This window comes from Rodentibacter haemolyticus (genome assembly GCF_015356115.1).
In the GTDB taxonomy this organism is placed as follows: domain Bacteria; phylum Pseudomonadota; class Gammaproteobacteria; order Enterobacterales; family Pasteurellaceae; genus Rodentibacter; species Rodentibacter haemolyticus.
This window is the reverse complement of record NZ_CP063056.1, coordinates 593,324-617,028: the sequence shown is the minus strand read 5'-3', so window position 1 is coordinate 617,028 and position 23,705 is coordinate 593,324. Positions and strand designations below refer to the sequence as shown.

General features: G+C 42.4%; 17 protein-coding genes, 2 tRNA genes and 2 rRNA genes. 7 read left to right on the top strand and 14 right to left on the bottom strand.

What is annotated here, in order from left to right:
• Positions 1–101 precede the first annotated feature (101 nt).
• Both IHV77_RS03100 and rrf read left to right on the top strand, forming a co-directional pair.
• Positions 102–3,110, top strand: a 23S ribosomal RNA gene (locus tag IHV77_RS03100).
• Between the two features lie 186 nt (positions 3,111–3,296).
• Positions 3,297–3,412 (top strand): 5S ribosomal RNA (gene rrf, locus IHV77_RS03095).
• A 149-nt stretch (positions 3,413–3,561) separates the two neighbouring features.
• Here the strand turns inward: rrf and glnE are convergent.
• The 8 genes from glnE to orn all read right to left on the bottom strand — a co-directional run bounded on the left by glnE (position 3,562) and on the right by orn (position 12,011).
• Positions 3,562–6,504: a bifunctional [glutamate--ammonia ligase]-adenylyl-L-tyrosine phosphorylase/[glutamate--ammonia-ligase] adenylyltransferase gene (gene glnE / locus IHV77_RS03090; protein ID WP_194812689.1), complete on the bottom strand. Its 2,943-nt coding sequence runs from the start codon at positions 6,502–6,504 to the stop codon at positions 3,562–3,564.
• Between the two features lies 1 nt (position 6,505).
• On the bottom strand, positions 6,506–7,444 hold the full coding sequence (gene miaA, locus IHV77_RS03085) for a tRNA (adenosine(37)-N6)-dimethylallyltransferase MiaA (protein WP_194812688.1): 939 nt from the start codon (positions 7,442–7,444) through the stop codon (positions 6,506–6,508).
• Complete coding sequence (gene mutL / locus IHV77_RS03080) at positions 7,445–9,331, bottom strand: DNA mismatch repair endonuclease MutL (protein ID WP_194812687.1); 1,887 nt, start codon at positions 9,329–9,331, stop codon at positions 7,445–7,447.
• Positions 9,331–10,575, bottom strand: a complete 1,245-nt coding sequence (locus IHV77_RS03075) for an N-acetylmuramoyl-L-alanine amidase (protein ID WP_194812686.1) — start codon at positions 10,573–10,575, stop codon at positions 9,331–9,333. Before IHV77_RS03075 ends, mutL begins: the two co-directional genes overlap by 1 nt.
• Positions 10,576–10,582: 7 nt before the next feature.
• Positions 10,583–11,059 carry a tRNA (adenosine(37)-N6)-threonylcarbamoyltransferase complex ATPase subunit type 1 TsaE gene (tsaE, locus tag IHV77_RS03070; RefSeq protein WP_194812685.1) on the bottom strand — a complete coding sequence of 159 codons (477 nt, stop codon included), beginning with the start codon at positions 11,057–11,059 and terminating at the stop codon, positions 10,583–10,585.
• A gap of 143 nt (positions 11,060–11,202) precedes the next feature.
• Positions 11,203–11,278: transfer RNA gene (locus IHV77_RS03065), tRNA-Gly, on the bottom strand.
• 15 nt (positions 11,279–11,293) lie between these two features.
• A tRNA-Gly gene (locus IHV77_RS03060) sits at positions 11,294–11,369 on the bottom strand.
• 93 nt (positions 11,370–11,462) lie between these two features.
• Positions 11,463–12,011, bottom strand: a complete 549-nt coding sequence (gene orn, locus IHV77_RS03055) for an oligoribonuclease (protein WP_194812684.1) — start codon at positions 12,009–12,011, stop codon at positions 11,463–11,465.
• Positions 12,012–12,079: 68 nt separating this feature from the next.
• On the opposite strand from orn, the gene rsgA reads away from it, so the two are divergent.
• The 5 genes from rsgA to manA all read left to right on the top strand — a co-directional run bounded on the left by rsgA (position 12,080) and on the right by manA (position 17,207).
• Positions 12,080–13,120, top strand: coding sequence for a small ribosomal subunit biogenesis GTPase RsgA (gene rsgA / locus IHV77_RS03050; RefSeq protein ID WP_194813206.1), 1,041 nt, complete (start codon positions 12,080–12,082; stop codon positions 13,118–13,120).
• A gap of 180 nt (positions 13,121–13,300) precedes the next feature.
• Positions 13,301–13,558 carry a phosphocarrier protein Hpr gene (gene ptsH / locus IHV77_RS03045; protein WP_077414172.1) on the top strand — a complete coding sequence of 86 codons (258 nt, stop codon included), beginning with the start codon at positions 13,301–13,303 and terminating at the stop codon, positions 13,556–13,558.
• A 100-nt stretch (positions 13,559–13,658) separates the two neighbouring features.
• Entirely contained in the window at positions 13,659–15,386 is a 1,728-nt protein-coding gene (gene ptsI / locus IHV77_RS03040) for a phosphoenolpyruvate-protein phosphotransferase PtsI (protein WP_194812683.1), read from the top strand.
• A 59-nt stretch (positions 15,387–15,445) separates the two neighbouring features.
• Positions 15,446–15,946, top strand: a complete 501-nt coding sequence (gene crr / locus IHV77_RS03035) for a PTS glucose transporter subunit IIA (RefSeq protein WP_194812682.1) — start codon at positions 15,446–15,448, stop codon at positions 15,944–15,946.
• A 64-nt stretch (positions 15,947–16,010) separates the two neighbouring features.
• A complete protein-coding gene (manA, locus tag IHV77_RS03030; protein WP_194812681.1) occupies positions 16,011–17,207 on the top strand; it encodes a mannose-6-phosphate isomerase, class I in 1,197 nt (398 codons plus the stop codon).
• Positions 17,208–17,543: 336 nt separating this feature from the next.
• Here the strand turns inward: manA and IHV77_RS03025 are convergent, their stop codons facing one another.
• The 6 genes from IHV77_RS03025 to IHV77_RS03000 all read right to left on the bottom strand — a co-directional run bounded on the left by IHV77_RS03025 (position 17,544) and on the right by IHV77_RS03000 (position 23,544).
• Positions 17,544–18,983, bottom strand: coding sequence for an anion permease (locus IHV77_RS03025; protein ID WP_194812680.1), 1,440 nt, complete (start codon positions 18,981–18,983; stop codon positions 17,544–17,546).
• Positions 18,956–20,380 carry a triphosphoribosyl-dephospho-CoA synthase CitG gene (gene citG / locus IHV77_RS03020; RefSeq protein ID WP_194812679.1) on the bottom strand — a complete coding sequence of 475 codons (1,425 nt, stop codon included), beginning with the start codon at positions 20,378–20,380 and terminating at the stop codon, positions 18,956–18,958. Before citG ends, IHV77_RS03025 begins: the two co-directional genes overlap by 28 nt.
• Before the next feature lie 24 nt (positions 20,381–20,404).
• Complete coding sequence (gene citF, locus IHV77_RS03015; protein ID WP_194812678.1) at positions 20,405–21,907, bottom strand: citrate lyase subunit alpha; 1,503 nt, start codon at positions 21,905–21,907, stop codon at positions 20,405–20,407.
• A gap of 12 nt (positions 21,908–21,919) precedes the next feature.
• Positions 21,920–22,795: a citrate (pro-3S)-lyase subunit beta gene (gene citE, locus IHV77_RS03010; RefSeq protein ID WP_194812677.1), complete on the bottom strand. Its 876-nt coding sequence runs from the start codon at positions 22,793–22,795 to the stop codon at positions 21,920–21,922.
• Positions 22,792–23,079: a citrate lyase acyl carrier protein gene (citD, locus tag IHV77_RS03005; protein ID WP_194812676.1), complete on the bottom strand. Its 288-nt coding sequence runs from the start codon at positions 23,077–23,079 to the stop codon at positions 22,792–22,794. The genes citE and citD overlap by 4 nt, the downstream gene beginning before the upstream one ends.
• Before the next feature lie 201 nt (positions 23,080–23,280).
• Positions 23,281–23,544 carry a GrxA family glutaredoxin gene (locus tag IHV77_RS03000; protein ID WP_194812675.1) on the bottom strand — a complete coding sequence of 88 codons (264 nt, stop codon included), beginning with the start codon at positions 23,542–23,544 and terminating at the stop codon, positions 23,281–23,283.
• Between the last annotated feature and the right edge of the window lie 161 nt (positions 23,545–23,705).

Genomic DNA, 23,705 nt, shown 5'->3' with positions numbered 1-23,705 from the left:
GTAGTAAAAATCTTGATTGAACAAAAGCAATCAAGTGTTTAGTTAGATTAAGTAACGGCTTAAGTGTTAAACGGAAATTGTAAAAACACTTGAGGTTGTATAGTTAAGTGACTAAGCGTACAAGGTGGATGCCTTGGCAATCAGAGGCGAAGAAGGACGTGCTAATCTGCGAAAAGCTCGGATGAGTCGATAAGAGGCGTATAATCCGAGATATCCGAATGGGGAAACCCAGTAGATGAAGAATCTACTATCTTATTATGAATCCATAGTAATAAGAGGCAAACCGGGAGAACTGAAACATCTAAGTACCCCGAGGAAAAGAAATCAACCGAGATTCCGTAAGTAGCGGCGAGCGAAAGCGGAGGAGCCGTCAGTGATAGCAGTGTATTAAGAAGAATCAACTGGGAAGTTGAACGAAACAGGGTGATAGTCCCGTATTCGAATAGTGCATTGTGGTACTAGGCTGACAACAAGTAGGGCGGGACACGTGATATCCTGTCTGAATATGGGGGGACCATCCTCCAAGGCTAAATACTCCTGATTGACCGATAGTGAACCAGTACTGTGAAGGAAAGGCGAAAAGAACCCCGGCGAGGGGAGTGAAATAGAACCTGAAACCTTGTACGTACAAGCAGTGGGAGCCCCATCACTCAATCGTATTGAGTGGTAGCAATTCCAAAGGAAATAACCGCACTTTAATGGTTAATTTTTGCGAAGCAAAAATTCAACCATCCCCAATAAGCAGTGGGATTGAGTGATGGGGTGACTGCGTACCTTTTGTATAATGGGTCAGCGACTTATATTTTGTAGCGAGGTTAACCGCATAGGGGAGCCGAAGGGAAACCGAGTCTTAACTGGGCGATATAGTTGCAAGGTATAGACCCGAAACCCGGTGATCTAGCCATGGGCAGGTTGAAGGTTGGGTAACACTAACTGGAGGACCGAACCGACTAATGTTGAAAAATTAGCGGATGACTTGTGGCTGGGGGTGAAAGGCCAATCAAACCGGGAGATAGCTGGTTCTCCCCGAAATCTATTTAGGTAGAGCCTTGAGCGGACACCTTCGGGGGTAGAGCACTGTTTCGGCTAGGGGGCCATCCCGGCTTACCAACCCGATGCAAACTGCGAATACCGAAGAGTGATACTCAGGAGACACACGGCGGGTGCTAACGTCCGTCGTGGAGAGGGAAACAACCCAGACCGCCAGCTAAGGTCCCAAAGTTTATATTAAGTGGGAAACGAAGTGGGAAGGCTTAGACAGCTAGGATGTTGGCTTAGAAGCAGCCACCATTTAAAGAAAGCGTAATAGCTCACTAGTCGAGTCGGCCTGCGCGGAAGATGTAACGGGGCTCAAATATAGCACCGAAGCTGCGGCATCAGGATTTATCCTGTTGGGTAGGGGAGCGTTGTGTAAGCGGAAGAAGGTGAATCGAGAGGTTTGCTGGACGTATCACAAGTGCGAATGCTGACATAAGTAACGATAAAACGGGTGAAAAACCCGTTCGCCGGAAGACCAAGGTTTCCTGTCCAACGTTAATCGGGGCAGGGTGAGTCGGCCCCTAAGGCGAGGCTGAAAAGCGTAGTCGATGGGAAACGGGTTAATATTCCCGTACTTGGTAAAGCTGCGATGTGGGGACGGAGCAGGTTAGGCAAGCAAGGTGTTGGAAATCCTTGTTTAAGGTCGTAGGTGGGAAGTTTAGGCAAATCCGGACATCCTTAACACCGAGAGCTGATGACGATTGTCTACGGACAAGAAGTTGCCGATACCACACTTCCAGGAAAAGCCACTAAGCTTCAGGCTTTACTAAACCGTACTGAAAACCGACACAGGTGGTCAGGTAGAGAATACTCAGGCGCTTGAGAGAACTCGGGTGAAGGAACTAGGCAAAATAGCACCGTAACTTCGGGAGAAGGTGCGCCGGCGTAGATTGTAGTGATTTACTCACGAAGGTTGAACCGGTCGAAGTGACCCGCTGGCTGCAACTGTTTATTAAAAACACAGCACTCTGCAAACACGAAAGTGGACGTATAGGGTGTGATGCCTGCCCGGTGCTGGAAGGTTAATTGATGGTGTAATCGCAAGAGAAGCACCTGATCGAAGCCCCAGTAAACGGCGGCCGTAACTATAACGGTCCTAAGGTAGCGAAATTCCTTGTCGGGTAAGTTCCGACCTGCACGAATGGCATAATGATGGCCAGGCTGTCTCCACCCGAGACTCAGTGAAATTGAAATCGCCGTGAAGATGCGGTGTACCCGCGGCTAGACGGAAAGACCCCGTGAACCTTTACTATAGCTTGACACTGAACCTTGAATTTTGATGTGTAGGATAGGTGGGAGACGTTGAAGCGGTAACGCCAGTTATCGTGGAGTCGGCCTTGAAATACCACCCTTTAACGTTTGATGTTCTAACGAAGAATCCGAAACGGGTTCTCGGACAGTGTCTGGTGGGTAGTTTGACTGGGGCGGTCTCCTCCCAAAGCGTAACGGAGGAGCACGAAGGTTTGCTAATGACGGTCGGACATCGTCAGGTTAGTGCAATGGTATAAGCAAGCTTAACTGCGAGACGGACAAGTCGAGCAGGTACGAAAGTAGGTCATAGTGATCCGGTGGTTCTGCATGGAAGGGCCATCGCTCAACGGATAAAAGGTACTCCGGGGATAACAGGCTGATACCGCCCAAGAGTTCATATCGACGGCGGTGTTTGGCACCTCGATGTCGGCTCATCACATCCTGGGGCTGAAGTAGGTCCCAAGGGTATGGCTGTTCGCCATTTAAAGTGGTACGCGAGCTGGGTTTAGAACGTCGTGAGACAGTTCGGTCCCTATCTGCCGTGGGCGTTGGAGAATTGAGAGGGGCTGCTCCTAGTACGAGAGGACCGGAGTGGACGCACCACTGGTGTACGGGTTGTGTCGCCAGACGCATTGCCCGGTAGCTAAGTGCGGAAGAGATAAGTGCTGAAAGCATCTAAGCACGAAACTTGCCTTGAGATGAGTTCTCCCAGTCTTTAAGACTGTAAGGGTTGTTTAAGACTAAGACGTAGATAGGCACCATGTGTAAGTGTTGCGAGACATTGAGCTAAGGTGTACTAATTGCCCGAGAGGCTTAACTATACAACGCTCAAGTGTTTTTGGAGCGGATTAACTAAATAAGAAAGCTTAAGAGCGTTCAGGAAAGATTTTTCAGCTTGTGGACAATTTAATAAAACGGATGAAGTCAAATAAGACGGAAGACGAAGAAAAGGAAATGAAGAACGGATAGGTAGAGAAGAGAGAGAATTAAGGTTATCGAAGAATTATCCCGGCGGCGATAGTGCGGTGGTCCCACCTGACCCCATACCGAACTCAGAAGTGAAATGCCGTAATGCCGATGGTAGTGTGGGGTCTCCCCATGTGAGAGTAGGGCACCGCCGGGTTCAAATAAAACAGCAAGCCCCTTGGACTGATAAAGTTCGAGGGGTTTTATATTTTGGGGATTGGGTCGAAAAGTGCGGTCGATTTTGACCACACTTTTAGTCGTGTTCCTGCTATGAAATATTCAAAAGAGATATCTTTCATTCCTTAATTAGCCAAATAACTTTCTCCATAGCCCTTTTATAAATTCTCTTTCTTCCAAAAACTCGTTATCTGAAACTATGGAAGGATTTCCCAATAAATTTAAATGATGTATTTTATTACGCAGTTTAATATAGCATTGTTTTAACTTTTCACTGTCGCATCGGCTAATAATATTAAGTTCAGCCATAGAATCAAAAATCCTGACGTTGTCTGACCATCTTGTAAGCGTTATATTTTGTGGTGCATTAGCAAGCATAAGATATTGGGCGATAAATTCAATGTCCGTTATGCTCCCGCGATCTGTTTTTAGATTAAATTTTGTATCTTGAGAAGTTGAGGAATGCGTAAGCATTTTTTCTCGCATTTCTACGACTTCCATTTTTAGTTTATTCGTATCGCGAGGGGTGGAGAGGACGCGTTGGCGAATGTCTTCAAATTTTTGGCGTAATGTTTGTTCTCCAAAAACGGAGCGGCTTCTTACCAATGCTTGTTTTTCCCATGTCCAGGCTTCGTTAAGTTGATAATTTTCAAATGAGGAAAATGAACACCCCAGCAAACCGGCATCGCCTGATGGACGTAAACGCATATCTATATCATAAAGTACGCCGGCACTGGTATTGAGGCTAAAAATACTGATGATTTTCTGTGACAGTCGAAGATAAAATTGATTGCTGTCAATCGCTTTTTTACCACCGATAGTTTCACCTTCTACCGCATTATAAAGAAACACGAGATCGAGATCAGATTTATAGCCTAATTCAATTCCTCCCAGCTTGCCGTAACCAACGACTAAAAATCCTTTTTCATTATTTTGCAAATGTTGTGGGATACCAAAACGTGCCGAAACTTGTTTCCAAGCCAAATTAACGACGGCATCAATGATTGTTTCAGCCAAATAAGTTAAATGATCACTGACTTTCATTGTTGGCAGAGCGCCTAAAATATCTGCCGCAGCTATGCGCAATAAAGTCGCTTTCTTAAATTGGCGCAATGCATCAATGAACTGTTCTTCATCATTTTGGGGTAAACGCAACAAATATTGTTGAAGTTCATCGGGATATTGGGTAAATGGTAAAGGATGGCGTAAACTTTCTATATTCAATAATTCATCAAGTAAAATAGGGTGTTTCGCCAGTTGCTCGGCTATAAGCTGAGATTGCGCACAAAGTTCGATCAGTTGCTGTAGTGATTGCGGGTTTTCCAGTAATAATTCTAGATAAGTTGTTCGGCTGGAAATTTTCTCAATAAGGTGCAAAATTCGAGGCAGTAAAGTGCAGTGATTTTTTTGTTTAAAAATTAAAGAAAAAACAGAAGGCATTAACCGACCTAGCACTTCTCGCCCACGATGGCCGATAATCCGACGGTTTAAACTTTCTTTGAATTGCTCTAATCTATTTAATATTTCATCAATATGAGCCGGTTGAATTTCTGTCTCTTGTAATATTTGTTCAATCTCGTCAAAGTCCGCTTCAAGAAAATCCAGCCAGCGGCTTTCTTTTTCTGCGCTTTCTTCGTTTACATCACCGATAAGCTGAGTGAAAATTAACCGAACATTTTCTTGATGTTGCTGCAAAGTGCGGTAAAAATCTTGCCAATTTTCAATTGAATAAGTTATGTTTACCATCTTATTTTGCTCATTTAGGCAAGTGAAATGACGACAAGCTTCAATTAAACGTCGGCGGTCAGTGTCCCTTTCAGGTAAAGTTTGGGTCTGTTGATCGTTTATCGCCTGTAGTACATTTTCGACTCTTCGTAAAAAAATATAGCTTTCATGTAATGACTGACATTGTTTCCGTGGAATCAGCCCAAGTCTTGTTATTTCAGGTAATAGTTTGAGTAAACTATGTTGTTGTAAGCTAATTTCTCGCCCACCGCGAATGAGTTGGAACACTTGCACGATAAATTCGATTTCACGGATTCCGCCTGCACCGAGTTTTATATTATCTTTAAGTCCGCGGCGACGAACTTCGCGTTCAATTTTGCTTTTCATTTCGCGCAGTGATTGGATTGCGCTGAAGTCAATATAACGGCGATAAACAAAAGGGCGAAGCATTTTTTGCAAGTGTGTGATATGAGGATCGTTATCTTGTATGCCTAAGATACGCCCTTTAATCATCGCGTATCGTTCCCAATCACGCCCTTGGTCTTGATAATATTGCTCCATTGCCGCAAAACTGAGCACCAAGGCTCCACTTTCTCCGAATGGTCGTAAACGCATATCGGTACGATATACGAAACCATCGGAAGTAAAATCATTTAAGGCATTGATTAAGCGCTGCCCTAATCGGGTAAAAAATTTTGTGTTATCTATACTTCTTCGTGCATTTGTGCCGCGAATATCGGTTTCGCCTTGAGCAGGATAGGTAAAAATGAGATCAATATCAGAAGAAAAATTGAGTTCAAATCCGCCCAATTTTCCCATTCCAAGAATATAAAGCTGCTGTGGCTTGCCTTGCTCATCAATAGGTGTACCCATTTCCGTACAGGCTTGGCGGTAAAGCCAATCGCGCGCACCGATAATAAGGCTTTCCGCCAGTTGTGAAAGACGAATAAAAATTTGTTCTACGCCGGCAAGATTAAGGCTTTGGCAAAAGCTTAACTTTGTCATTTCGATGTTACGAAAAATACGTAGTGTTCTATAAAATGCTGTTTCGTCAGAAACAATCTCTAATTGTGTATTTAAACGTTCCGTGTATTGATTACAATCCGAAAATTCAGGACTTTTTTCCCACCATTGTGCGAGCAAGTGCGGTTGTTTTTGTAAGACTTTTTCCACAAAATCAGACATCCCCACGGCATAGCCTAATCGCCCGATTGGATGGTTTTTATCTTTGTAATGTTGTTGGATTGTTTGAGTTAGCCGATTAGGATCGATTTCCGGAAAGGATTGGCATAAGGTTGTGCCAAGAGTATTAAGTTTTTGTTCGATCAAGGGAAAAAGTGCGGTCATTTTACTTGTCTTTTTTTATTGGATCTAATAAGCGTAATATCGTCTCTTTGGCTTGCTCAGGCTGCAAACTGTCTAGCCATTGAAGCGGTGTTTTCCAACCGCGCAGCCAAGTTATTTGGCGTTTGGCAAGTTGGCGTGTGGCGCAAATGCCACGGAAAATCATTTCATCGTGATCATAATCACCTTGTAAATATTCCCACATTTGACGATAGCCTACACAGCGAATGGAGGGTAAGTTGATATTTAGATCTTCTCTTGCATACAGTTTTTCAACTTCTTCTTGGAAACCGAGTTGGATCATTTTATGAAAACGTTGCTCAATACGATGATGTAATACGTGGCGATTTTCCGGGGCGATTGCAAATTGCAACACATTGTAAGGTAGGGCGTCCCCTTTTTGCTCGGTGAGTTCAGTGAGCGTTTTTCCCGTAATATAAAACACTTCTAAAGCACGATTAATGCGTTGGGAATCATTAGGGTTAATACGTTGCGCTGAAGTCTGATCAATTTTTGCCAGCTCTTGATGCAATGTAGCCCAACCTTGTCGTACGGCTTTTTGTTCAATGTCGGCTCGAATAGATTCATTTGCGGAGGGCAAAGGGGAAAGCCCTTCAATTAACGCTTTGTAATAAAGCATTGTGCCGCCGACCAATAATGGAATTTTCCCTTGTGCCGTAATATCTGTCATTTCACGCAAGGCATCGTCACGAAAATTCATTGCGGAATAACTTTCTGACGGATCTAAAATATCAATCAATCTATGCGGGGCTAAAGCTAGCTCTTCTTTTGATGGCTTTGCCGTACCGATATCCATACCTTTGTAAATTAGCGCAGAATCAACACTAATTACTTCCACCGGCAACTGTTGGCGAAGCTGAATGGCTAAATCGGTTTTTCCGGAAGCGGTAGGCCCCATTAAAAAAATCGCGGTCGGTTTCATCTATAATTCGTCCAATAAAGGTTGCCAGTTGATTGGTTTAAGTAATCGGTTAAATTCATCTCTGTTTGTATTGTTAAGAAGCTGTTCCGTATCACTCAAAAATTTAACGGCATCAGCAAATACGCTAAATATTTTGGCTTCTAATTGTCCGCAAAGTGCGGTTAAAAACGGTGTTGAATTTTCTTGTCGGCTTAACATTGCCATAACGCATTTCTGTAAGTTTTGCGTGCGTAACAGGCTTGGTACGCGATTTAATGTTAGTCTGAGTTGAGCTTTGTTTGCAATAAATTCAAAACCGGCTTGTGCGAAATCTTCGGTTTGTGTTTCCCATTGATTAAATTGGTTTTCCGTTAAACGAAAAACAATCGGAATTAATAGCGGTTGTTGGGCTATCTGTGCTTGTTGTAATGTCAGTTTCCATTGCAAATATTGTAATTTTTCTAATGAAAGCAAGAAATAGCTTTGATTTTGTTGTAATAAAAGCGCACGGTTCTCAATTAGTGATAAAGCACGTAGGTGAGACGGATTTTCATTTATTTCGATTGGCGTATCGGTTTGTCTTACCCGAGTGTCATTATTTAACGGCGTACGCAATAATTCGCCATAGAGTTTTTGCTCGGTTTTAGTCGGTTGTTCCGAATGATAATTTTCCCGATAATTACGATAGCCTTGATGAGATGTGAGGGAAGATGTCCCGTTAGCCGAAAAGTGCGGTCGATTTTGTGGTGGTTTTTTTACGAAATCATCAGACGCAAAGGTATTTTGACCAGCTGCCGCTCGATTCGGTTTATTATTCCAAGAGGCGGCATAGGTTGGTAATGGCTCCCGTATTTCATTTTCTTGCGTATTTTCAACCGCACTTTCCCGAACGGTTGGGGCTTGGATAGCCAAGTGGCTATTTAACGCATTACTCACCCCTTCATAAATAAAATCATGAATAAGACGTTGCTGATGAAAACGAACTTCGTGTTTTGTCGGGTGAACATTTACATCGACTTCGTGTGGATTGAGATCGATAAATAATACAAATGCAGGGTAGTTTTCATTCGTTAAATGTGCGGCATAAGCCTGACGAATGGCGTGAGTAATCACTTTATCACGAACCATTCGCCCGTTGATATAACAATAACTCAAATCGTTTTGTGTACGAGTGAAATTCGGTGTAGCCACCCAACCGGAAAGGTGTAAATCGTTATGTTTCCAATCAATACGCAAGGCATTTTTGACAAAATCATCACCGCAAATTGTAGCAACCCGTTTGAGTTGCTGCATCAGATCTACAGCCGGACGATACTGACGAATAAGTTTTCCGTTGTGTGTGAGAGTGAAAGCAATATTGAATTTGGCTAGTGCAATTCGGCGAATCACTTCATCAATATGCGCAAATTCGGTTTTATCCGTGCGTAGGAATTTACGTCTGGCAGGGGTATTGAAGAATAAATTAGCGACTTCCACCGTTGTGCCGATAGGGTGGGAAGCAGGTTTAATGGTGGTTTCCATTTCCCGCCCTTGCGCATACACTTGCCAAGCTTCAGATTGTTCTGCGGTACGTGAAGTTAGCGTTAAACGTGAAACGGAGCTGATACTTGCCAAGGCTTCGCCACGAAAACCAAGGCTTAAAATTGATTCAAGATCGTCTAAATCAGCGATTTTACTGGTAGCATGGCGAGCCAGAGCCAAACTTAATTCCTCTTTTGCAATACCGCTGCCGTTGTCCCGAATACGGATGAGACCGGCGCCACCGTTTTCAATATCCACCTGAATTTTATTTGCACCGGCATCAAGGCTGTTTTCCACCAATTCTTTCACCACGGAGGCTGGGCGTTCGACCACTTCGCCGGCGGCAATTTGGTTAGCAAGTTGTGGAGAAAGAATTTTAATCGCCATTATTTTTCTCTTAATTTTATTTTCTGTCCGGTAAATACTTTACCGTCTTTTAATTTCGGATTGAGTTTTAAAATTTGGTTCACCGGAATGTTGTATTCTCGAGAAACCGCATAAATGGTTTGGTCTTTTTTGATGGTATGATAAAGCGGAATTTCAGCTTTTTTAGTTTCGCTTTTCTTCGCTTTCTCTTTGTTTTTTTCGGCTGATTTTGCTTTTTCGGAAACCGATTTTTCGGCTTTTTTCGCTTCTACGACTTTTTGTTTACCATTGTCAGGAATTTTCACCGTTTCGCCAATCCACAACGCTTTGCGCTTGAGTTTATTGAAGGAAATAATATCTGCGACTTTTACGTCATATTTATTGGCGAGACTGCCAATGCTTTCACCTTTTTTCACTTTGTGGCGAATACCGCTGTCTTTAATTTCCGAAGTGCGGTCATTTTTGCTCGTGTTTTCCTTGCTGTCGCTTTCAAACGCAACAATCGATTTTAAGTTACCGTTACGGTATGCCACCAATCCCTCGTAAATCATATAAGCAATACGGCGGCGATAGCGCGGAGAATTGAGTTTTTGTTCTTCTTCAGCATTGGAAAGAAAACCGGTTTCTACCAAAACGGAAGGAATATCCGGTGAGCGTAACACACCAAGGCTTGCGTGTTGAGGTGTGCTGCGGCTTAATGTCGTCACTTTGGAGAAACGTTTTAAAATGCTTTTGCCGATTTCATAACCTGTACGTTGGCTATGACCAAATTGGAGATCCAGCACGGTTTGATCTAAATATTTATCGTGATTATGAGAAAGCATTTTGCCCGCGCCGCCTAATAATTCGGAACGTTTTTCATCGTCTTCCAACCATTGCCCCATTTCATCATTGGCACGACGATTTGAAAGTATCCAGACGGAAGCACCCCGTTGATTTGGATTTAATGAGGAATCCGCGTGAATAGAAACTAAATAATTGGCTTTGAATTTACGGGCGATTTCCGAACGTTCCGGCACGGAGATATAGTAATCGCCATTGCGGGTTAATACGCCGCGAAAATTCGGATCTTTATCAAGTAAAATTTTGAGTTCGCGTGCGATTGAAAGGGTTACATTTTTTTCATAAATGCCAAGATTACGCCCGATAGCACCGGGATCTTTGCCGCCGTGACCGGGATCGATAGCGATTGTCCATTGTGCAGCGAAAACCGTTGAACAAAAAAGAGATAATATACCTAAAAGAAACGAAAATTTGGTTTTCATAATTAAATTATAGTTGCTGAATAATCTGTTCACCCAAAGTATTTTGAGCCGTTAAGGTAATATTTCGTGCATCATCGTAGTAATCAATATTCACCAATAAATCAGCCGGTGGAAGAATGCCTTCGCCTTTTTCAGCCCATTCAATCAGGCAAATTGAATTTTTGCCGAAATAATCACGAATCCCCATAAATTCCAGTTCTTCAGGATCGGCAAGGCGATACAAATCAAAATGATAGATCATTTTGCCTGCAATGTTGTATTCTTCCACTAACGTATAAGTCGGGCTTTTCACATTGCCTTTATGTCCCAAACCTTGCACCATACCACGGGTAAGCGTAGTTTTTCCTGCGCCTAAATCACCATTGAAATATAAAATAACGGCGCGTTCGGCTTGGTATTGTACGATGGTTTCCGCTAATTTTTTACCAAAGCGGAGCATTGTCGCTTCATCAGGAATATATCGGGTTAACTCGGTTGTGTTCATTATGATTTATTGAGGTCAAAATAATGCGAAATTCTACCGCACTTTTCTTCTTTCTTTAAGGACATTTTGAAAGTGAGGGCGTATTCATTGAAAATTATTTGATATATAAAAAATCCGCTGCTTTTTCGCAACGGATTAGAATTTGGAGCGGGAAACGAGGCTCGAACTCGCGACCCCAACCTTGGCAAGGTTGTGCTCTACCAACTGAGCTATTCCCGCAGAGAATGTGAAAATTGGAGCGGGAAACGAGGCTCGAACTCGCGACCCCGACCTTGGCAAGGTCGTGCTCTACCAACTGAGCTATTCCCGCAATTCACATCGGTGAATGGGGTGGCATTATACAAATATTTTTAGGTGTTGCAAGCGTAAATTAGGTGAAAATCATTGCTTGGCTAAGTTTTCATCAATCTAATTTGATGAAATGGTCGCGATAATAAGCCAATTCTTTAATTGATTCGCGAATATCATCCAATGCCAAATGTGTATTGGCTTTTTGGAAACCCTCTAAAATTTCGGGTTTCCAACGGCTTGCCAGTTCTTTTAGGGTGCTGACATCTAAATGACGGTAGTGAAAATAATCCGCTAAGTCCGGCATATATCTGTATAGAAAGCGTTTATCTTGTGCGATGCTATTTCCACAAATGGGAGAAGCGCCTTTAGGTACCCAGCGTTTTAAGAAATCCAGCGTTTGTAATTCTGCCGCCCGTTCGGTTAATTTGCTTGCTTTTACACGCTCGACCAAACCGTTTGCCGTATGGGTTTTTATGCACCAATCCGACATTTTTTCCAATAATTCATTGTCTTGATGTATTGCAAGCACCGGGCCCTCTGCAAGAATATTGAGATTTTTATCCGTAACGATGGTGGCGATTTCAATAATGCGTTCTTTTTCGGGATCTAACCCCGTCATTTCTAAATCAATCCAAATCAGATTTTGTTTATCTAATTGCATAATATAAGGTATCCTATGTGAAATTTTTTCCATTCTATCAAAATTACGACAAAAACGACCGCACTTTTATGGCTAAACGTAAACTCACTCAAAATCAAGCCCGTCGCATTGAATCGAATAATGCCCGTGCACTTTATCGCCACAAGAAAAAAGAAATCGAATGGCAGGATGAAATGTTGGGAGAATCACAAGATGGCGTGGTGGTTACGCGCTATTCCGTACATGCGGATGTGGAGGACGATCAAGGTGAGATTTATCGTTGTAATTTGCGCCGTACGCTTTCAAGTTTGGTGGTTGGCGATAACGTTATTTGGCGAAAAGGGAATGAGCAATTACAAGGTGTGAGCGGCGTAATAGAAGCCATTCATCCGCGTGTAAATGAAATTGCACGTCCTGATTATTATGATGGTTTGAAGCCGATTGCCGCCAATATTGATCGGATTATTATCGTCTCGGCCGTATTGCCGGAACTTTCCTTAAATATTATTGATCGTTATCTCGTGGTGTGTGAAACCGCCGAAATTGAGCCGATTATTGTGGTTAATAAAGGCGATCTGCTCTCTGAAGAACAAGAAAAAGAAGTTGAAGCTCAGTTGCAAATTTACCGTAATATCGGTTATCAAACGCTCATAATTTCTGCGCAAAGCGGGAAAAATATGACGAAACTGACCGCACTTTTAAGTGAAGGAACCTCTATTTTTGTCGGGCAGTCCGGTGTCGGAAAATCCAGCTTAATTAACCATATTTTGCCAACGGTGAATGCACAAGTCGGAGCAGTGAGCGAAACCTCTGGGTTAGGTCAGCACACGACAACCTCGTCAAGGCTCTATCATTTACCACAAGGCGGAAATCTTATTGACTCCCCCGGGATTCGAGAATTTGGTTTATGGCACTTAGATGCAGATCAAATCACTAAGGGATATCGTGAATTTCAATATGTGCTGGGAACCTGTAAATTTCGAGATTGCAAACATTTAAACGATCCCGGTTGCGCTCTGCGTGAGGCGGTCGAAGCAGGACGAATTTCACCGATACGTTACGATAATTATCATAAGCTTATTGCAAGCCTGTCGGAAACTAAATCACAGCGGCATTTTTCAATAGTTTAGCGTCAGAAAAACTAAGGATAATATTTAATCGAATATAGGAAAAATTCGTGTTTTTTTATGACTTATCTCAAGTTTTTTTAGCTTTATTCTTGATTCTTTAGGCTTTAACAAGGATACTATGGCGGATTTTTTGAATCTAACTGTTTTTAAGTTAAACAATGACTAAATAGAGGTAACATTATGTTCTCAAAAGATGTAGAAATCACAGCGCCTAACGGCTTGCACACTCGTCCGGCTGCGCAATTCGTAAAAGAAGCGAAAGCTTTTGCTTCAGATATCACTGTGACATCCGCAGGGAAAAGCGCAAGTGCAAAAAGTTTGTTCAAATTACAAACCTTAGGTTTAACACAAGGAACGGTCATTACCATTTCTGCAGAAGGTGAAGACGAGCAACAAGCTGTTGAACATTTAGTAGCGTTAATTCCTACTTTAGAATAATTTTGAGCATAGCCATGAAATCCGTTTTTAATCTACTCCGGTAAATGCGGTATTTTATGGCTATTGTTTTATTTGACCCCTATTAATTTGGAAGGTGAATATGATTTCAGGTATTCCGGCGTCCCCAGGCATTGTTTTTGGTAAGGCGTTAGTTCTTAAAGAAGAAAAAATTGTTCTTGATACGACGAAAATTACAGATGAACAAATTGAAGCGGAAGTTGCACGTTTTTACGAAGGGCGCAACGCCGCTGTTGAGCAGCTTAATTCAATTAGAGATCGCGCATTGGCTTCATTAGGTGAAGAAAAGGCAGCGATTTTTGAAGGTCATTTAATGATTCTTGAAGATGAAGAATTAGAAGAAGAAATTCTTGATTATTTGCGCTCAAATAAAGTCAATGCCGGTGTCGCGGCAAGCAAAATTATTGATCAACAAGTCGCGATGTTATCAGAAATTGATGATGAATATTTAAAAGAGCGTGCCGGTGATATTCGTGATATCGGTAATCGGTTAATCAAAAATATCCTAGGAATGCACATTGTCGATCTTGGCGATATTAATGAAGAATCTATTCTTGTGGCTTACGATTTGACGCCTTCTGAAACGGCACAGTTAAATCTTGAAAAAGTTCTTGGATTTATTACCGATATTGGCGGTCGCACCTCACACACTTCGATTATGGCGCGTTCATTGGAGTTACCGGCAATTGTTGGTACGAACAATGTAACCGAACAAGTAAATACCGGTGATTTTTTAATTCTTGATGCGGTGAATAACAAGGTTTATATCAATCCGACTCAAGCTCAAATTGATGAATCGAAAGCGCTGTCAGCAAAACTAGCGGAAGAGAAAGCGGAATTAGCGAAATTAAAAGATCTTCCAGCGATCACTTTGGATGGTCATAGAGTTGAAGTGGTTGCCAATATCGGTACGATTCGTGATTGTGAAGGAGCAAACCGTAATGGTGCCGAAGGTGTAGGTTTGTACCGTACCGAATTTCTCTTTATGGATCGCGATCAACTTCCAACGGAAGAAGAACAATTTATTGCCTACAAAGAAGTTGTGGAAGCAATGGAAGGGCGTTTGGTTGTGCTTCGTACGATGGATATCGGCGGCGACAAAGATTTACCGTACTTAGATTTACCAAAAGAAATGAACCCGTTCTTGGGTTGGCGTGCGGTGCGTATTGCGCTTGATCGTCGAGAAATTCTTCATGCGCAATTGCGTGCAGTGTTGCGTGCCTCTGCATTTGGTAAACTTGCCGTTATGTTCCCGATGATTATTTCAGTGGAAGAAATCCGTGAATTAAAATCCGTGATTGAAACCTTAAAGGCAGAATTACGTGCAGAAGGCAAGGCTTTCGATGAGAATATTCAAATCGGTGTAATGGTGGAAACTCCATCTGCCGCAGTAAATGCGAGATTCTTAGCGAAAGAAGTTGATTTCTTCAGTATCGGTACGAATGACTTAACTCAATATACTTTAGCGGTTGATCGTGGCAATGAACTTATTTCTCATCTTTACAACCCAATGCAGCCTTCAGTATTAGGTTTAATTAAACAAGTGATTGATGCATCTCATGCGGAAGGTAAATGGACAGGAATGTGCGGTGAGTTAGCAGGTGATGAACGTGCGACCTTGTTACTATTAGGTATGGGCTTAGATGAGTTTAGTATGAGTGCGATTTCCGTGCCTCGTATTAAAAAATTAATTCGTAATGTCAATTTCCAAGATGCGAAAATCCTTGCAGAAAAAGCCTTACAGAAACCGACAGCGGTAGAAATTGAAGGATTAATTGAAGAATTTTTGGCAGAAAAAGCACTAAATTAGATACAAAATTAACATTTTGGGCTAGAATATCAGCCGCATTAAATGGATAGGAGATTAAAATGGGCTTATTTGACAAACTGTTCGGCTCTAAAGAAAATAAATCGGTAGAAGTCGAAATTTATGCGCCGCTTTCCGGTGAGATTGTAAATATCGAAGATGTACCGGATGTCGTGTTTTCTGAGAAAATTGTTGGTGACGGTATCGCTATTCGTCCGACCGGTAACAAGATTGTTGCTCCGGTTGACGGTGTAGTCGGTAAGATTTTTGAAACCAACCACGCATTTTCAATGGAATCAAAAGAAGGTGTTGAATTATTCGTTCACTTTGGTATTGATACGGTTGAATTAAAAGGTGAAGGTTTTACACGTGTCGCTCAAGAAGGACAATCTGTAAAACGTGGTGAAACCGTGATTGAGTTTGATCTTGAATTGCTTGAATCAAAAGCCAAGTCAGTATTAACTCCGGTCGTGATTTCTAATATGGATGAAATCTCAAGCATTGACAAAAAAGCAGGTGAAGTTGTCGCCGGCGAATCAGTCGTGTTAACCCTTAAAAAATAATTTTGTATGAAGTTTAAAAATCCGCCGTTGTGCGGATTTTTTATTTCGATTGAGAGGAAAACTAATGATTTATAAACTTAACGGCACACTCCAACACTATGTTTGGGGTGGTCATAATTACATTCCACAATTATTAAATATTCCAAAAGAAAATGAATATTATGCCGAGTGGTGGCTTGGTGCACACACTTCCTCGCCTTCAATGATAGAGCTTGGCGGAAAAATATTACCGCTTAATGAATTTTTACAACAAAATCCGACCGCACTTGGTGAAAAAAACCGAGAAAATTTTGGTGATGAATTGCCGTATTTATTGAAAATTCTTGATGTGGAAAAACCGCTCTCCATTCAGCTTCATCCAACCAAACAACAAGCTGAAATCGGTTTTGCAGAGGAAAATGCAAAAGGTGTTGAGCTAAAGGATCCCGAACGCATTTACAAAGATAACAACCACAAACCTGAAATGATGATTGCCTTATCTGATTTTTGGTTGCTACACGGATTTAAAACAAAAGCGAAAATTTTAACGACATTGAAAAGTCGACCATCCCTTGCACCTTTAGCCGAAAAATTAAACACGCAGGATTTGCATACGTTTTATGCCGATATTATGCAAGCGGAACAAGCGCAATTACATCAATGGCTTGCACCGATTATTGAAGAAAAACAGGTCGCTTATAAGACCAACGAATTAGCGTTAAGTAATCCGGACTACTGGCTATTATATACATTGGAGGCGATGGAGATTTCCTTAGATAAATTAGATCCCGGTTTGGTGTGTTTTTATTTGTTCAACATAGTTCATATCAAAAAAGGTGAAGGGATTTATCAAGATGCCGGTATTCCCCATGCCTATTTGCGAGGACAAAATATTGAGTTGATGGCGTGTTCCGATAATGTGATTCGCGGTGGTTTAACACCAAAATATGTGAATATTCCCGAATTGCTAAAAGTGGTGGATTGCAGAGAGATTGAACCTCAAATTATCCCGCCTGCACCAAATGACACGCGTGTATTTACCTATTCGACACCTGCAAAGGATTTTTCTTTACAAAATATCCAATATGAATGTGGTGAGAATCATCAATTAAAAAATCAAAGTGCCGGTATTTTTATGGTGATGAAAGGGACTGTCAATTTGCGTTCAGAAACGACCGCACTTTTTCTTAAACAAGGTGAATCGGCTTTTATTACGGCAAATAGTTTTTATGAAGTTGAGGGCTTAGAAGAGGGCTATTCGGTACTGGCGAAACTCCCTTAGCTTTTGGAAGAAAAAGCCGATTCTTTTTTCTCTTCGCAAGATATCATGGCTGTTTTTCTTTTTATCAATTAGGAAGAAATGTATTGCTTAGAGCTAACCTATGAGTTTGAAATTTGTATCTTGTGAAGGGGGTAAATGCAGTATTATATAATTGTTGAACAAAAGAATTTCATTATGTTGGTAGAGGCGTATTGCATACGCCCTGATAATCTCGCTTACTAAATTGGGCGTATGCGATACGCCCCTCCAGTCCATTTTATGCGAGTGCCGCATAATATCAATTAAATGCAAAAGTGCGATTGAAATTAACCGCACTTTTGGTTTTTAGGTAAGAATCTATAACCAGCCTAAACTTATTAATAGTTCCCACCAAGCCATACCGATAGTCAAGTGAATGACGAGGCTACCGAAGGCAATAATCGCACCGGCAGTCCACCAAGATTTAATATCGTTATAGCCGGCACCAAAGGTGATTGGGCCGGGACCGCCCCCGTAATGAGTAACAGAACCGCCGTATGAGTTGGCAAATAAAAGCCCGAATGCTAATAATTCGGCAGGTGCGCCTGCAACGTGTCCAATCGTTGCGAATACCGGCACCATTGCCGCAACATAGGCGCCGCCTGAAGCAAAGAGGTAACGCACTGCAACACTTAATGTGAGAATTACGATCAATGCGATAATGCCTTGACCTTCGAACTGTAATACTTCACTTAATGTTGCGGCCAACCATTTGAAGAAACCTGCTTTTTCAAGTAAACCTGACATACCGATGATACCACCGTACCATACTAATGTATTCCACGCACCTTTGCTCTTTAAGATGTCGTCCCAACTCACGATATTTAAAACGATACAAAGCACCATGACGATTATCGCAACAATGGTGGCGTTCACGTTAAGTGCGCTCGAGAAGATCCAACCGAACAAGGCAACGACAAATAACGCAATTAATGCTTTTTCGCGGAAAGACATTGGACCTAGTTCTTCTAAACCTTTGCGGGCAATTTCTTTGTTATTTACCTGTTTTAACTCAGGTTTGGAAACAAAATAGCATATTGCAGGGATTAGGAATAAACAGAGTAAACCCGGTACGGAGGCTGCTAAAAACCATTTTATCCACGTGGTTTCAAAGCCAAGAATCGGTGCCATTAAAGAAATAGCGAGCGCATTTGGAGCCATCGCAGTTAAGAAAATGTACGAGGTTGTTTTTACCACCATATACACGTTCATCATTAAGTAACGACCTGCTTTTTTAGGGCTTTTTTCCGGATCAGAGCCTAATGCAATAGCGACACTGTTAATAATCGGGAAGATGATCCCACCCGCACGAGCGGTGTTGGACGGTGTTGCCGGAGATAGGAGAAGATCCAAAAACATCGTAACGTACCCCAATCGTAGGGTAGTGCTACCGATTGCTCCGATCATATGGTAAGCGATACGTTTTCCAAGCCCGGTGATGACGAATGCGGAACTGAGCGTGAACGCAGTGAAAATAAGCCATGTTGTACCGGATTTATAGCCGTCCAACATATTACCGACTTTCACAAATTCACTTGCACCTTCGGTGTTACCGATGATTGCGCCGGAAACCGCAACCGCCGCCAATAAAATGACAGGTTCGCCGTAAGGTTTGATCACCAAGCCTACGATAGTTGCGATATACACACCGAGTAAACGCCAAGCAATGAGAGAAAGCCCCTCAGGTGCCGGACAGAAAAAAGTGACCAGCGGAATAGCAGCTAGAATCACTAACTTTGCATTTTTGGATAATGCCATTTTGGGTTACCTCTAAATGATAAAAAGAAAATCATTAGTGCTAATAGATCAGCACTTCCGCCTGCACTCAAATTCCTGGCAATGCAGTCGGAATCAAATTTCAATAAAGCCTGTGTGAGCTCCGCTTTATTGAATATAACCTGTTGATTTTTAAGTAAATCAACTGCGCTTTGTTGCACGAATCGCAAGCCTTCCAATCCGCCTCGATTAACCACGTTGGTATCAGGGTTTTTTGCCATTAAATGCAGCAAAGCAATTAACAAACGATGTTCCCAGTCTTGTTGATGATACTCATCAAGCATCGGCAACAACGATTGAATTTGTTGAAAGCCGCTTTCCGCCTCACCCCGTGCACCGGTTAAACCGTGTTCACGGAATAAATGCACACCGGCGGTGATCGGCAAGTGCTTCGGATAATGTTCAAGCTCTTTTGTTATTCCCGCCGCAAATTTTGCTGAGAGGGCACAAATTGAGTCGATGTCGAATGTTATTTCGCTAGATTCGGGCTGTACCGCGGCTAATCGCCCGATTGCGGTACACACCAGTCCAAAAGAAAAAATGGCACCCTTATGTGTGTTGATATTATTGGTCGCACGAAACATCGCTTGTTCCGCCTGAATACCAAGAGGGCGAATTTGGCCTAACACTTGGTTTTCCGGCAACACTGCCGTTGCCATTCCCTTAAGCAGAAATTCTACAAAAAACGGCTTTAGAGCAACCGCACTTTGTTTAAAAGTGTGCAGATTCATATCCTGATGTGCGCCATTGTTTATGGCATCAACCAAGCCCGGCTTAGGCGATAAATGTGCCTCTTGCAATAACGCTTGATAAGCAAGATCTGCGATTTGTTCTGCAAAATTATGCGCTTGCGTACGGAATTGCATTTCCGCAATGATTTCATCCGTTTGATGATGACGGCTACGCGCACAATATTTGGCATTATCACCACAAACCAAGCAAGCACGAGGAGAAAAACCAAATTCGGCACGGCTTAGCAGCGTGCCGTCCGTATTCATTACATCTAAATCCCAAAGGCGTGCGAGGGGAGTGCTATCCTCTAATTCAATCATCGCACGTTTTAATTCACAGGCTTTGATTGGCAGAACGAAAAAAGCTTCATGCCCGGTTTCTAAGGGGCGGACAACTTTTTCAATAGGAATCCATTCCCGCTGTGAAAAAAGTGCGGTCAGTTTTTCGAGTGCTTTTTCAAACACATAATCCAATAATGGATTTTTCTTCACTTCCCCCACCGCCGTTAAAGTGACGGAAAGCAGGGAGGAGCGATATTTCGCCAAAAGCTGTTTCTGCAACAATGCCCGTTCTTCACGTGCATTCAGCAACGTGTCAAGGGAAATCGGTTTGCCCTGAGTCGAAAATGTTTGAAAAAAACGCTGCAAAATTTGACCGCTCTTTTTGTCATCTTATTCTTTAATTTGATACACCGTATCAATTACCGAACCGTCACGATAACGCACCACCGCAACCGGTTTATCGGTAAACTCAATTTCTTTTGGTTTACCCGTTAAGCTGTAAGCCCGTTCACAAAGTTGTTCAATGGTGAATAATGGAATACCTGCTTGACTGAGTGATTCAATTAAATCGGTGCGTTTAGGGTTTACCGCGACACCGTGATCCGTGACGAGAATATCAATATTTTCACCCGGAGTAACACAAGTGATAACATTTTCAACCACAGTCGGAATACGACCACGAACCAACGGCGCAACAATAATCGCAACTTGTGCGGAAGCTGCGGTATCACAGTGGCCGCCGGAAGCACCGCGAATGACACCGTCAGAACCGGTTAATACGTTTACATTGAATTTTGTGTCGATTTCTAATGCGGAAAGAATCACCACATCTAAACGCTCAACGGATGCGCCTTTTGAACTGTAATTTGCATATTGATTTGCGGAAACTTCAATATGATTCGGATTGCGTGCGAGAGATTCCGCCGCCACTGCATCGAAACTTTGCACATCCAATAATTTTTTGATAAGCCCCTCTTCGTGGAGTGCGACCATACTGGCGGTAATACCGCCGAGTGCAAAACCTGCGGTGATATTTTCACGGCGCATTTTTTCTTCTAGGAAACGGGTAACGGCTAATGCGGCACCACCGGAACCGGTTTGCAAAGAGAAACCGTCTTTAAAATAGCCTGAACCGAAAATTACTTCGGCACATTTGCGGGCGATTAGTAATTCGCGTGGGTTAGTTGTCATACGGGTTGCACCGCCCCCGATTTTTTTCGGATCACCCACCGCTTCGACTTGTACAATGAAATCAACTTGGTCTTGACCGATACTAATAGGGTGATGTGGGTATTCGGCAAATTCTTCCGTTAATAACACGACTTTATCGGCATATTCCGCATCCACACGGGCATAGCCTAAGGAACCGCATTTACTTTTGCCGGTAAAACCGTTGGCATTACCGAATTTATCACAGCAAGGTACGCCTAAAAATGCAACATCAATTTTGAGTTCACCGGATTTGACTAAATGCACACGACCGCCGTGCGAATGAATATTGACCGGTTCATTTAATAGTCCACGAGAGATTTGTTCGGCTAATTCGCCACGTAATCCGGAGGAATAGATTTTTGTGACTACACCGTTTTTAATGTGTTCAATGATCGGTGAGTGGCTATCGATGAGTGAGCTTGAAGCGAGAGTTAAATTTTTGAATCCCATTTCGGCGATTTTATCCATCACCATATTCACGACAAAATCACCGCCGCGGAAAGCGTGATGGAAGGAAACTGTCATTCCATCTTGAAGTCCCGAACGCTTAATCGCTTCTTCAAGATTTTCACAAAGTTTGCGATCTTTAGCGGTGCGGGCAAGGGATTCTGCTTTCGGCACAGCTTGATACACTGTGTAACCGGCATTAAATTTTTCAACGCGTTGTTCTCTGGTTGTCATTTTTTCTCTCCCTTATTCTTCACGAATGCCTGATTTGGCACGTTCTAATACTAATTTGGCGCGATCAATAATCGGAGCATCAATCATTTTGCCGTTTAATGACACCACACCGCTACCTTGGCGTTCAGCTTCTTCAGCCGCTTCAATAATACGTTTTGCCTGTTCCACATCTTTTTGAGTCGGCGCAAACAAATTATGTAGCAATTCGATTTGTCGTGGGTTAATTAAGGATTTACCGTCAAAGCCGAGTTGTTTAATCAATGCCGCTTCTTTTAAGAAGCCTTCCTCATTGTTGGCATTGGAATAAACCGTATCAAAAGCCTGAATGCCGGCGGCACGGGCAGCTTGAAGAATAGAGCAACGGGCAAATAATAATTCAATGCCTTCCGGGGAACGTTCGGTTTTTAGGTTGCGAACATAATCTTCCGCCCCTAAAGCGATCCCGATTAAACGTTTGGATGCCGTAGCGATTTGATTTGCTTGAGTAATCCCCAAAGGAGACTCGATTGCCGCTAGCATTTTGGTTGAGCCGATTTCACGCCCGCAAGCTTTTTCGATTTCAGTGATTTCGCGATCCATATCAATCACATCTTGTGCGGTTTCGGTTTTCGGCATACGTACCACGTCCACACCGGCACGAACCACCGCATTTAAGTCTAATAAACCGAATTCGGAATCTAACGGATTGACACGCACCACCGTTTCAATTTCTTGATAAAGCGGGTGCTGCAAAGCGTGAGCAACAAGAAGGCGCGCCGTATCTTTTTCTTTTAATGCCACCGCATCTTCCAAATCGAACATAATGGAATCGGGGTTGTAGATAAAGCTATTACTGAGCATCGCCGCATTAGAGCCCGGCACAAACAGCATACTTCTTCTTAATTTCATAGCAACGCCTCCCAATTAATCGCTTCATCTGTCGCACGCATTGCAGCGGCTTTTACACGGGCTTGTAGCACACAATCCAGTGCGCCTTTGTCTTCAACGGTAACAAGGGCTTCGGTAATACCTAATTTTGTTAATGTAGCACGAACGGTTTGCTCAATGGTTTCACCAAATTGCTTTCCTACGGAACTGTTAATTTCAACCGTCAATGAATTTGCGGGTTCGATACGAACTAAAGCATCACTGGATTCCAGTGTGCCCGCTACCGCAGATTTATTAATCTTCATAGTTAATTCCCTTTATTTATCAATATAAAAAACCACCCCTTATTCTACTGACTTTCCGCTCAAGTAGCTAACTCTAAAGAGGTGTTTTTGTGACGTAGATCAAAAAATAATTTTTAATAAAAAAGTGCGGTCAATTTTTCAGAAATTTTCAAATTTCTCTCAAAATTGACCGCACTTTTCGTGAACAATTAAATTTTTAACTTAAGCGACGATACCGAATTGCGTTTTCATTAAGGCTTCAAAATCGGTACATCCGCCGATTGGTTTTTCATCAATGAATATTTGTGGAACTGTTTCAACAGGTTTACCGACAGATTTTGATAAATCTTCTTTAGTGATGCCTTCAGCATGAATATCGACATAACGATAATCGAAATCAGCGATTTCACCTTTTAATTTTTCAGCAAGATTTTTTGCGCGTACGCAATATGGACAACCCGGACGGCCAAAAATAACAACAAACATAATATTTCCTTTCTTGTTAATGTAAAATACCGCCGATTCTACTCTTTTTTCGCTTACTCATAAACAGTTTTTCAGGATTGCTGTGATTGGTATAGTAAATTAAATTTAATTTAAAAACACCTACTGTATTGTTGCGCCTCACCGTACTCTTTATACGGTCT

Excerpts from the sequence above, each read along its gene's own strand:
- glnE (WP_194812689.1), bottom strand. The coding sequence starts at position 6,504 with ATGACCGCACTTTTTCCCTTGATCGAACAAAAACTTAATACTCTTGGC.
- miaA (WP_194812688.1), bottom strand. The coding sequence starts at position 7,444 with ATGAAACCGACCGCGATTTTTTTAATGGGGCCTACCGCTTCCGGAAAA.
- mutL (WP_194812687.1), bottom strand. The coding sequence starts at position 9,331 with ATGGCGATTAAAATTCTTTCTCCACAACTTGCTAACCAAATTGCCGCC.
- IHV77_RS03075 (WP_194812686.1), bottom strand. The coding sequence starts at position 10,575 with ATGAAAACCAAATTTTCGTTTCTTTTAGGTATATTATCTCTTTTTTGT.
- tsaE (WP_194812685.1), bottom strand. The coding sequence starts at position 11,059 with ATGAACACAACCGAGTTAACCCGATATATTCCTGATGAAGCGACAATG.
- orn (WP_194812684.1), bottom strand. The coding sequence starts at position 12,011 with ATGCAATTAGATAAACAAAATCTGATTTGGATTGATTTAGAAATGACG.
- rsgA (WP_194813206.1), top strand. The coding sequence starts at position 12,080 with ATGGCTAAACGTAAACTCACTCAAAATCAAGCCCGTCGCATTGAATCG.
- ptsH (WP_077414172.1), top strand. The coding sequence starts at position 13,301 with ATGTTCTCAAAAGATGTAGAAATCACAGCGCCTAACGGCTTGCACACT.
- ptsI (WP_194812683.1), top strand. The coding sequence starts at position 13,659 with ATGATTTCAGGTATTCCGGCGTCCCCAGGCATTGTTTTTGGTAAGGCG.
- crr (WP_194812682.1), top strand. The coding sequence starts at position 15,446 with ATGGGCTTATTTGACAAACTGTTCGGCTCTAAAGAAAATAAATCGGTA.
- manA (WP_194812681.1), top strand. The coding sequence starts at position 16,011 with ATGATTTATAAACTTAACGGCACACTCCAACACTATGTTTGGGGTGGT.
- IHV77_RS03025 (WP_194812680.1), bottom strand. The coding sequence starts at position 18,983 with ATGGCATTATCCAAAAATGCAAAGTTAGTGATTCTAGCTGCTATTCCG.
- citF (WP_194812678.1), bottom strand. The coding sequence starts at position 21,907 with ATGACAACCAGAGAACAACGCGTTGAAAAATTTAATGCCGGTTACACA.
- citE (WP_194812677.1), bottom strand. The coding sequence starts at position 22,795 with ATGAAATTAAGAAGAAGTATGCTGTTTGTGCCGGGCTCTAATGCGGCG.
- citD (WP_194812676.1), bottom strand. The coding sequence starts at position 23,079 with ATGAAGATTAATAAATCTGCGGTAGCGGGCACACTGGAATCCAGTGAT.
- IHV77_RS03000 (WP_194812675.1), bottom strand. The coding sequence starts at position 23,544 with ATGTTTGTTGTTATTTTTGGCCGTCCGGGTTGTCCATATTGCGTACGC.